A 10,206-nucleotide genomic window follows, 5' to 3' on the forward strand; every position below is an offset into this window, starting at 1 on the left:
GGCTTTATTCATGAGGAATTTACTAAAAGTCACTGGCTTTTTGCCCTACCTTGCGATCGCATTTTTAAACGCAAGTGTCGATCTAGCACACAAAATCACTATCCAAAACGTCCTTTTAAAGACCTACTCAGGCGACACGCTTTTCATCCTAACAGCCGTTATAAACGCGATGATCTTGCTTCCATTTATATTTTTATTTTCGCCTTCAAGCTTTATAAATGACAAATTTGCAAAGACAAAGGTTATTAGAATTTGCGCCGTCTTTGGCGTTGTTATCAGCGTTGCGGTGTTTATTAGCTACCTTTTGGGCGCTTTTGGCGTGGCATTTGCACTCACTCTCATACTAGCTGCTCAAAGTGCGATCTACTCGCCTGCAAAATATGGCATCATCAAAGCCCTCGTCGGCACTGAGCGACTTGGCACAGCAAACGGCGTCATCCAAGCACTCACCATCATTGCGATACTTGTTAGCTCATTTTTATTTTCATTTATATTTGAAAATTTATACATCCAAGGTGAAAACTCAGAAGAAATTTTAAAAAGCGTCTATCCTATCGGCATCTTTTTGGTTGTTTTTAGCGCGCTTGAAGCATTTTTTGCCTACAAGCTACCTTATATTAGCGAAACAAACGAACAATGCGGAGAATTTGAGCTTAAAAAATACATCAGCCTTAGCTACTTAAGAGAGAATTTAAAAGAGGTAAGATCAGATAAAAACATCTGGCTAAGCATCGCTGGACTAAGCATATTTTGGGGAATTTCTCAGATCATCATCGCAGCTTTTCCAGCTCACTACAAGGCAGTTTTCAATGACGATAGCTCTCTAGCAGTGCAGGCAATCCTTGCAGTAAGCGCCATAGGTATCGCATTTGGCTCATACGTGGCTGGCTCTATGTCAAAGCTACACATCGAGCTTGGTATCGTGCCGATGGGCGCTATTGGTATATTTTTCTCGCTATTATTTTTTGCATTTGGTTCAAGCATCGGCGTAGTGAGCCTTAGCTCATTTGCATTTGGCTTTTTTGGCGGAATTTTCATAGTGCCGTTAAATGCGATGATCCAGTACTTTGCCCCGCAAAAGAGCACTGGCAAGATAATGGCGGCAAACAACTTCTTACAAAACATCTCAATGCTGCTATTTCTAGCCATTGGCATAGGATTAGTATATTTTGAAATTTCAACCACTGGGCTTTTTGTATTTACAGCGCTTGTTTGTCTGATTGGCAGTTTTTACGCTATTTTGCAGCTTCCACACCTTTTTACAAGGCTACTTTTACTGCCATTTTTAAAGACAAAGTACCGCTTTTTCGTTGAAGGACTTCAAAATTTACCGCAAAGTGGCGGCGCGCTACTTCTTGGCAATCACATCAGCTGGATCGACTGGCTCGTGCTTCAAGCTGCAAGCCCTAGAGGCATAAGATTTGTCATGTATAGAACGATCTATAACAAATGGTATCTAAAGCAAATTTTTAAATTTTTCAAAGTGATCCCGATAGGCGCAGGGGCCAGCAAAGAGTCGATCGAGCTTGTGCGTGAGTGCCTAAAAAATGGCGAAGTGGTCGCACTTTTCCCAGAAGGCCACATCAGCTATAACGGCCAGATAAATGAGTTTCAAAAGGGATTTGAGCTTATCATCAGAGATCTAGAAGAAATTTGTATCGTGCCATTTTATCTTCGTGGCCTTTGGGGTTCGAGCTTTTCAAGAGCTAGTAAATTTTACAAAGACCTCACTTCTAAAAACGGCAGACGCGATATCATCGTCGCCTTTGGCAGGCCAATAACTACATTTATAAACGCTGCAAAGATGAAGCAAAAGGTGCTTGAGCTTAGCTTTTCATCGTGGGAGAGCTTTATCTCAAGACAAAAACCACTAACAAACGAGTGGCTAAACAACGCAAAAGAGAGTAAATTTAAAGAGTGCGTGAGCGACAGCACAGGGTTAAATTTAAGCAACTTGAAATTTATAACCGCCGTTTTAGTCTTTATCAAAATTTTCAAACGCGAGCTAAAAGATGAGAAAAATATAGGTATCTTGCTACCTAGCTCAAGTATCGCAGCCATCGTAAATATGGCGCTTCTTGCAATGGGCAAAGTGAGCGTAAATTTAAACTACACACTAAATGAGACCTCGCTAAATCACGCCCTAAGAAAGGCAAATATAAAGACAGTGATCACATCTAGTAAATTTCTTGAAAAGCTCGCACTTAAGGGCTTTGATCTAAAAGATGCGATGAGTGGCAAGGCTAAATTTGCAGAAGATCTCTCAGCTAGCGTCTCAAAAAAGGAGAAATTTTTAGCGCTTTTAACTGCGTTTTTTGCCCCAACTTGGCTCATTAAGCTTTGCTATTTTAAGCCAGTGAGCTTAGAGGATACAGCTACTATTTTATTTAGTAGTGGCAGTGAGGGCGAGCCAAAAGGTATCGAGCTAAGCCATAAAAATTTACTTGCAAACATCAAGCAAATAAGCGAACTTCTAAATTTCAAAAAAGATGACGTGATCTTAAACTCACTCCCAGTATTTCACTCATTTGGCCTAACAGTCACCACACTTATGCCACTTTGCGAGGGCATAAAAATGGTGAGCGTGCCTGACCCAACAGACGGAGCGACTATCGGCAAAATGGCCGCAAGACACAGCGCTAGCATCATCTTTGGCACCTCAACGTTCTTTAGGCTCTACACCAGAAACAAAAAGCTTCATCCGCTGATGTTTCAAAGTGCCAGAATGGTCGTAGCTGGGGCTGAGAAGCTAAAACCTGAGATAAAAGATGAGTTTAGGCTCAAATTTGGCATAGAAATTTATGAAGGCTATGGCGCGACCGAAACGGCGCCAGTAGCTGCTGTAAATATGCCAAATATCCTAGAAAAAGAGAGCCTAAAAGAGCTTACATTTAATAGACCTGGCAGCGTTGGTATGCCTCTACCTGGCACTATCATAAAGATAATCGATCCAGAGACGCTTGAAGAGCTAGAAACTGGCACAGACGGGCTCATCGTCATCGGCGGCTCGCAGGTGATGAAAGGCTATCTAAACGACGAGGCCAAGACAAGCGACGTCATCACACACATTGACGGCGTAAGATACTATAAAACTGGCGATAAAGGACACATAGACGAAAACGGCTTTGTCTTTATCGTCGATAGATACTCAAGATTTGCTAAAATTGGCGGCGAGATGATAAGCCTTGGAAGCGTCGAAGAAGAGCTTGCAAAGGTGCTCGGAAGCGACGTTGTCTTTAGCAGTGCAAACGTGCCAGATAGCAAAAAAGGAGAAGCGATCGCACTTTTAGTTAAAAGCGGCACTGAACCTGAGAATATCGAGCAAATTTTAAAAGAGAGCAACCTAGCTCCTATAATGATGCCAAGCTATATATTCATCGTTGATGATATCCCAACGCTTGCAAGTGGCAAGGTTGATTTTAAGGGCGTTAAAGCTCTAGCGGTCTCACTTTTAGCGGAGTGAGGCGCCGCCCTTTTATTTTTGTGATAAAATAGCACCAAAATATCACATAGGTCGCAGTTGCGACTAACATTTGCATAAATCTTAAAAAATTTTCTTTTTTTGCAAATTCCATTATTGATTTTATTTTTTCTATAAGGAGTTTTGTATGAAATTTTCTAGTACTTTTAAATTTGGTGTAACCTTCGTAGTTGCCTGCTTGTTCTCTTTAAATTCTGCCTCGGCAAATTCTTACGAGCAGATCAAGAAAGATGGTGTCATAAGGATAGCGACCGAGGGTGTTTATTCGCCATTTTCATTTCACAATGAAAAAGATGAGCTAATGGGCTATGACGTGGAGATAGCAAGAGCTGTGGCTAAAAAACTAGGCGTAAAGCCAAAATTTATCGAAGCTTCATGGGATGCGATGCTTGCGGCATTTGATGCTGGCAAGGCTGATGTGGTATTTAACCAAGTTAGCATAACCGATGAGCGAAAGAAAAAGTATGACTACAGCGTGCCATATATGCTCTCTTACTCAGCCATCGTCGTGCATAAAGACAATAACGACATCAAGAGCTTTGCTGATCTAAAAGGAAAAAGAAGCGTGCATTCAGTAAATAGCATGTGGATACCAACCGTTGAAAAGTATGGCGCCAAGCTAGTTGTGGCCGATAGTTTGAGCGATCAGATAAATTTGATCATCACAAAAAGAGCAGATGATACGATAGATGATGCGGTGATGTTTTATGACTACATCAAGCAACATCCAAATGCCCCTATAAAGATCATCGAAGCTGGTGATGAGCCTATGTATACGGCTGCGATTGTTAAAAAAGGTAACAAAGAGCTACTAAATAAGATAAATAATGCCCTAAATGAGCTTAGCAAAGAAGGAGTTTTAAGCGAAATTTCGCTTAAATACTTCGGCAAAGACATTTCTAAATAAGGAGAATCAATGAATTTTAAGCCCATTTTTGGCTTTATCGCAGGTGCTTTTTTAGCTTTAAATTTAAATGCTTCAACTATCAAAAAAGGCGAGCTTATAGTTGCAACTGAAGGCACTTACTCACCTTACTCATTTTATGACGAAAAGGGCGAGCTAGTAGGTTATGACGTAGATATCGCAAAAGCTGTAGCAAAGAAGCTAAATTTAAAGATAGAGTTTCTAACAGCTCCATGGGACGCGATGCTAGCTGCATTTGACGCTGGCAAAGCAGACGTAGTGTTTAATCAAGTTAGCATAAACGAAGATAGAAAGAAAAAGTATGACATGAGTGTGCCTTACACCATGCCATATCCCGTAATAGTCGTGCATAAAGATAATAACGACATCAAAAGTTTTGCTGATCTAAAGGGCAAAAAAAGCGTGCACTCTGCAACTAGCAACTGGGCAGCGATAGCTGAGAAAAACGGCGCAACAGTGGTCGTAGCTGATGGCTTTAGCAAAGGCGTGGAGCTTATCATCTCAAAAAGAGCTGATGATACGATAAATGACAACGTCACATTTTTTGACTACATCAAACAACGCCCAAATGCACCGCTCAAGATCGCATACACTAGCAACGAGCCGATGCCAACAGCTGCACTTCTTAAAAAGGGCAACACCGAGCTACTAGAAGCTATAAACAAAGCGCTTGATGAGCTAAAAGCCGAGGGCAAGGTAAGCGAAATTTCAATGAAATATTTTGGAAAAGATATTTCAAAATAAAGGATCAAAATGAAATTTACAAATTTATTAAAAGTAGTAGCAGTGCTTGCAATGGCTCTAAATTTGCAAGCAAAAACTATAAAAGATGGCGTACTAACAGTAGCAACAGAAGGCACTTACGCTCCTTTTACATTTTATAATGACAAAAATGAGTTAGTGGGATACGACGTAGATATCGCAAGAGTAGTAGCGCAAAAGCTAAATTTAAAAGTTGAGTTTCTAACAGCTCCATGGGACGCGATGCTAGCAGCATTTGACGCTGGCAAAGCAGACGTTGTGTTCAATCAAGTTAGCATAACTGATGAGAGAAAGAAAAAATATGCTTTTTCAGTGCCTTATACTGTGACATTTGGCGCTATCATCACTAGAAAAGACAATAACGATATAAAAAGTTTTGCTGATCTAAAAGGTAAAAAAGATGCCGACTCAGCGACTAGTAACTGGGCGAAAGTCGCTGTAAAGTACGGTGCTGAACACGTCGTAACAGATAGTTTTGCTAAAAGCATGGAGCTTCTTATATCAAGACGTGTAGATGCTGTTGTAAGAGATAACATCGTATTTTACGACTTTATAAAAGAGCGTCCAAACGCGCCTGTGAAGATAGCTGCCTCACTTGACGAGAAAGACTACACAGCAGCAGCTATCAAGAAAGACAACGCCGAACTTGCAGAGCAAATTTCAAATGCTTTAACTGAACTTTCAAAAGAAGGCAAACTAGAAGCCATCTCAAAAAGCTACTTTGGCAAAGACGTCTCAAAATAAATTTATAAACCAACAAGGCAAAAATGGAAAATTTAGATAGAGTGATCGAGCTTGTTTCAAGCTCGACGCTACCGATGATCATCGCACTTTTAAAAGTGACGATCCCACTTACTTTGCTCTCGTTTTCGCTAGGGCTTGTCATCGCCATTATCACAGCAGTAGCAAGGCTTTCAAATATAAAAATTTTAAAATTTATATTTGCCACCTATGTTTGGATATTTCGCGGTACGCCGCTTCTTGTGCAGCTTTTCATCGTATTTTACGGACTTCCTAGCCTCGGTGTCACGCTTGATACTTGGAGTGCGGCGACTATCGCATTTAGTCTAAATGTGGGCGCTTATGCGTCTGAGTCTGTAAGGGCTGCCATACTTTCTGTGCCAAAAGGTCAGTGGGAGGCAGCCACATCGCTTGGCATGACGCACTATCAAATTTTAAAGCGCATCATCGCGCCTCAAGCAGTGAGGATCTCACTCCCTCCGCTTTCAAACACATTTATAGGCCTTGTTAAAGACACTTCACTAGCAGCTTCTATAACGATGGTAGATATGTTTATGGTCGCTCAAAGGATCGCAGCAAGGACCTTTGAGCCACTCATCCTCTACATCCTAGCAGCACTCATCTATCTAGTGGTTTGCACACTTTTAACCTATCTTCAATCAAGGCTTGAAAAAGCTGTCTCAAGGTATGTCTAATGGCTATAAATTTTAAAAATATAAGCAAATCTTACGGCGATCATTTAGTGCTAGATAACATAAATACAAGCTTTAAAGAGGGGCAAACGACCGTGATAGTTGGCTCATCTGGTTGTGGCAAATCAACGCTTCTTAGGTGCATAAATTTACTTGAGATCCCACAAAGTGGCACTTTAGAGGTAGATGATAGGAGTGTAAATTTTAAAGAGAAGCTTAGCTCAAAAGAGCTTTTAGAAATTCCCAAAAAAACAGGCATGGTCTTTCAAAGCTTCAATCTCTTCCCGCACCTAACAGCGCTTCAAAATGTCACCGAAGCTCCGATCTACGTTCAAAAAAAGGATAAAAACGAGGCTATAAAAGAGGCAAAAGAGCTTTTAGCCAAAGTGGGGCTTAGCCACAAAGAAGATACCTATCCAAACAGGCTCTCAGGCGGACAAGCGCAGCGTGTAGCCATCGCTAGAGCGCTAGCTGTAAATCCATACTTTTTGCTACTTGATGAGCCTACAAGTGCGCTAGATCCAGAGCTAGAGGCTGAAGTTTTAAAGGTCATCTTATCTCTTGCAAAAGAGAAAAAGTCTATGATCATCGTCACTCACAATATGAATTTTGCTAGAAAGATAGCTGATAGAATTTTATTTTTAGATAAAGGCGTGATCGCGTTTGATGGCTTGGTAGATGAGTTTTTTAACAGCCAAAATGAGAGGATAAAAAACTTCATCTCGGCTATGGATATATAAATTTAGCTAGAAGATCTAGCTAAATTTATTATGCAAAGTATGGTTTTATCTGCTCGATCCAAGCTGAAATTCTACCCTCTGTCTTGTCACTTTGGTTATCAGCATCAAGCGCTAGACCCACAAATTTACCATTTCTTACGGCATCAGAGCCATCAAATGTATAGCCATCAGTGCTAACTTCGCCAACTACCTTTGCGCCAGCTTTTACGACCTCATCATAAAGCTTTGCCATGCCGTTACAGTACTCATCTGAGTAGCTCTCGCTATCGCCCATACCAAAAACAGCGACCGTTTTGCCGTTTAAATTTAACGCTTTAAAGTCAAACGCGTCCCAGTCATCTTGCAGGTCGCCGCTGCCCCAGGTCGATGTGCCAAGGATGAGCTTATCAAAGCTATTTATCTTTGCCGCATCCACGTCAGAGACGTTTAAAAGCTCGTTTTTAAGGCCTAGACCTTCGCTTATAAGTTTTGCTGCATCTTCGGTATTTCCCATGCTACTTCCAAAAACTATACCTATCATTTTTATCCTTTTTAAAAAATTTTACTAATAATCGTATAAGGCACGAGCTTTATGCACCCTCTTGCAAAGCAGTGCCTAACCTCAACGTGCCGCCTAAATTCCTCATTTCTAGGACAAACGATATAAACCATCTCGCACTCGCGACCAAGCGCGCAAACGGCTGCATCGATGTCGTCGTTTAAATTTCTCATATCATCAAAGCTCACCCTTTTAAAGCTTGGCATGACGCTGAGTAAATTTTTGCCATCTTTTTTGACCGAGATGACGCCGCCATTTAGCACGACCTCTTTGTCCTGATGGCGGAGGCGTATTTTATCATAAACAAACTGGCAAAACATCTGCGCTGCGTCAATAAAAAACTCAAATTCCCCGCTTTTATAAAGCATCTTTATCATCTTTGCAGCTGCCATCTTTGGCTCTTTTGCTACAAATTTCAACGCTTTAAAGTCATTTTTCAAATAAGCATTTATGATGATGTTTGAAGGCATGCAAAAGCTATCAACTGGTTTAAAATTTAGAAATTTATCGCGAAGTAAGAAATTTATCCTAGCATCAAAAATATCTTTGAAATTTAGAAATTTAGCGTAAGAAAGCGGGATCTTCAGCTCGCTTTCAACGCCGACATTATAAAGTGCGATAAAAATTTTCGCACGAGAAAGCTTGTCAAGCTTTGCAAAAATACTTGGAGTTATTTCGCCAATATCTGATAAAAACCCGAACTTCATCGATTATTCTTTGCATCCAAATTCCTTATCTAGCCCAAAGACCTTACAATACTCGCAAAATACGCAGCTAACGCTTCTTTTGGCACAAACGATAGGGATATTTCTCTTTTTTGCTTGAGTTTTAATAGTCTTCATCGTGTTGTGATTTAAAAAGCTAGTTAGCATCACCACGCACTCAGTATCTTGTGGGATCGGCTTGCGATTAACGCGGTTTTCATTTCTAGCGTCCCAGTGCTCTATCTTTTCAGCTCCCAAATCATGCAAAACAGCCTTAATAGGCGTGATCTCATCTGCTCCGATAACTAAAACTGACATAACAAGCTCCTAAAATTTATTCGTTTTCTGATAACGATTATAAGAAAGCTTAGCTAAAATTATTCTTAGTTATGATATTTATTATCACTTATTTGTAGAAATTTGTAACGTTTTTGGTTTTTTTAAAAAGGCTAAATTTACTCAGCTTTTTTAAATTTAACTGCCGCAACGAGAAAGATAACAAGCCCAGCCACTGCAAAAAGGCTGCCAACGTTGCCGATATTTTGCTCTCCAAGGCGGACTATCGTCTGATGTCCGATGAGCGCGCCAGCTCCTATGCCGATATTATAAATAGCCGAGTATATCGCCATCGCAGCGTCTGTGGCGTTTGAGGCTAAGCTTAGCACCTTTATCTGAAAGCTCATATTTATCCCAGCTATGCCAAGCCCCCAGATAAAGGCAAGCGCAAGCATCAAGCTCTCATTTGTAGCGATCAAATTTAGCACAAGCAAGCAGGCTAAAATGATCGCTATTGAGATAGCTGTAAAAGCATTTGGTATAAGCTTATAAAATTTAGAGAAAAGCACGCTTGCTACGATACCAGCAACGCCAAACAAAAGCAAAAATATGGTGATAAATTTACCATCAAAGCCGCTTATGTCTTTAGCAAATGGCTCGATGTAGCTATAGGTGCTAAAATGCGCGCTGATAACGATAGCAGTTAGCAAAAATATCACCATCAAAAAGCCATTTCTTGCAAGCTCCGGCAAGCTTTTTAGCGAGCCTGAGTTTTTGCTAGGCAAAAGTGGCAAAATTTTATATAGCCAAGTGCCAACGCCCACAGCAAAGACCCCTATGAGCCCAAATGTGACACGCCAGCCCAAGCTATCGCCTAAAATTCTACCAAGCGGCAAGCCAAGTATCATCGCCATCGATGTGCCAAGTGCTAAAAGTCCCAGAGCTTGCGAGCTTTTATTGATAGGTGCCACCCTAACAGCAAGCGAGGCGGTGATCGACCAAAATATGGCGTGTGAGATGGCTATTAGCACGCGAGCTATAACTAAAACAGTAAAATTCCAAGCGACCGCGCAAAGTGCGTGAGAAGCCACAAAAATGATAAAAACCTTTAAAAGTAGCGACCTTCTCTCTAAATTTGCAGTTAGAAGCATAAATGGTAGCGAGAGTATCGTCACACTCCACGCATATATCGTGATGATGAGCCCAGTATCAGCCGTACTCATGCCAAAATCCTTTGCTATGTCGCTTAAAAGTGGCACCGGCACGAACTCAGTTGTATTAAATATAAAAGCTGCAAAAGCTAACGCGATAACCCTTAGATAGGCTATTTTATGGACATTTATCAAA

Annotated in this window: 10 protein-coding genes; 6 read left to right on the plus strand and 4 right to left on the minus strand. The window is 40.9% G+C overall.

The window, feature by feature from the left end; all coding sequences use genetic code 11:
* Positions 1 to 10: 10 nt before the first annotated feature.
* The 6 genes from CYP77_RS04795 (at position 11) to CYP77_RS04820 (ending at position 7,341) form a co-directional block, all read left to right on the plus strand.
* Positions 11 to 3,463 (plus strand): acyl-[ACP]--phospholipid O-acyltransferase, encoded by a 3,453-nt coding sequence (locus tag CYP77_RS04795; RefSeq protein WP_103566166.1) that lies wholly within the window; start codon positions 11 to 13, stop codon positions 3,461 to 3,463.
* Between the two features lie 145 nt (positions 3,464 to 3,608).
* On the plus strand, positions 3,609 to 4,388 hold the full coding sequence (locus CYP77_RS04800; protein ID WP_103566162.1) for an amino acid ABC transporter substrate-binding protein: 780 nt from the start codon (positions 3,609 to 3,611) through the stop codon (positions 4,386 to 4,388).
* A 9-nt stretch (positions 4,389 to 4,397) separates the two neighbouring features.
* Positions 4,398 to 5,150, plus strand: a complete 753-nt coding sequence (locus CYP77_RS04805) for an amino acid ABC transporter substrate-binding protein (protein ID WP_103566160.1) — start codon at positions 4,398 to 4,400, stop codon at positions 5,148 to 5,150.
* 9 nt (positions 5,151 to 5,159) lie between these two features.
* Positions 5,160 to 5,912: an amino acid ABC transporter substrate-binding protein gene (locus tag CYP77_RS04810; RefSeq protein ID WP_103566157.1), complete on the plus strand. Its 753-nt coding sequence runs from the start codon at positions 5,160 to 5,162 to the stop codon at positions 5,910 to 5,912.
* Positions 5,913 to 5,935: 23 nt separating this feature from the next.
* Positions 5,936 to 6,604 carry an amino acid ABC transporter permease gene (locus CYP77_RS04815; RefSeq protein WP_103566155.1) on the plus strand — a complete coding sequence of 223 codons (669 nt, stop codon included), beginning with the start codon at positions 5,936 to 5,938 and terminating at the stop codon, positions 6,602 to 6,604.
* Entirely contained in the window at positions 6,604 to 7,341 is a 738-nt protein-coding gene (locus tag CYP77_RS04820) for an amino acid ABC transporter ATP-binding protein (protein WP_103599704.1), read from the plus strand. Before CYP77_RS04815 ends, CYP77_RS04820 begins: the two co-directional genes overlap by 1 nt.
* 28 nt (positions 7,342 to 7,369) lie before the next feature.
* Here the strand turns inward: CYP77_RS04820 and fldA are convergent, their stop codons facing one another.
* From fldA to CYP77_RS04840, 4 genes are all read right to left on the minus strand, one after another.
* On the minus strand, positions 7,370 to 7,861 hold the full coding sequence (gene fldA, locus CYP77_RS04825; RefSeq protein WP_103566151.1) for a flavodoxin FldA: 492 nt from the start codon (positions 7,859 to 7,861) through the stop codon (positions 7,370 to 7,372).
* An 11-nt stretch (positions 7,862 to 7,872) separates the two neighbouring features.
* Entirely contained in the window at positions 7,873 to 8,586 is a 714-nt protein-coding gene (locus CYP77_RS04830; RefSeq protein WP_103566148.1) for a UDP-N-acetylmuramate--alanine ligase, read from the minus strand.
* Positions 8,587 to 8,589: 3 nt separating this feature from the next.
* Positions 8,590 to 8,901 carry a DUF2325 domain-containing protein gene (locus CYP77_RS04835; RefSeq protein WP_002939277.1) on the minus strand — a complete coding sequence of 104 codons (312 nt, stop codon included), beginning with the start codon at positions 8,899 to 8,901 and terminating at the stop codon, positions 8,590 to 8,592.
* A gap of 137 nt (positions 8,902 to 9,038) precedes the next feature.
* On the minus strand, positions 9,039 to 10,205 hold the full coding sequence (locus tag CYP77_RS04840) for a sugar transporter (protein ID WP_103566144.1): 1,167 nt from the start codon (positions 10,203 to 10,205) through the stop codon (positions 9,039 to 9,041).
* Between the last annotated feature and the right edge of the window lies 1 nt (position 10,206).

This window comes from Campylobacter concisus (assembly GCF_002913865.1).
Taxonomy (GTDB): Bacteria; Campylobacterota; Campylobacteria; order Campylobacterales; family Campylobacteraceae; genus Campylobacter_A; species Campylobacter_A concisus_AM.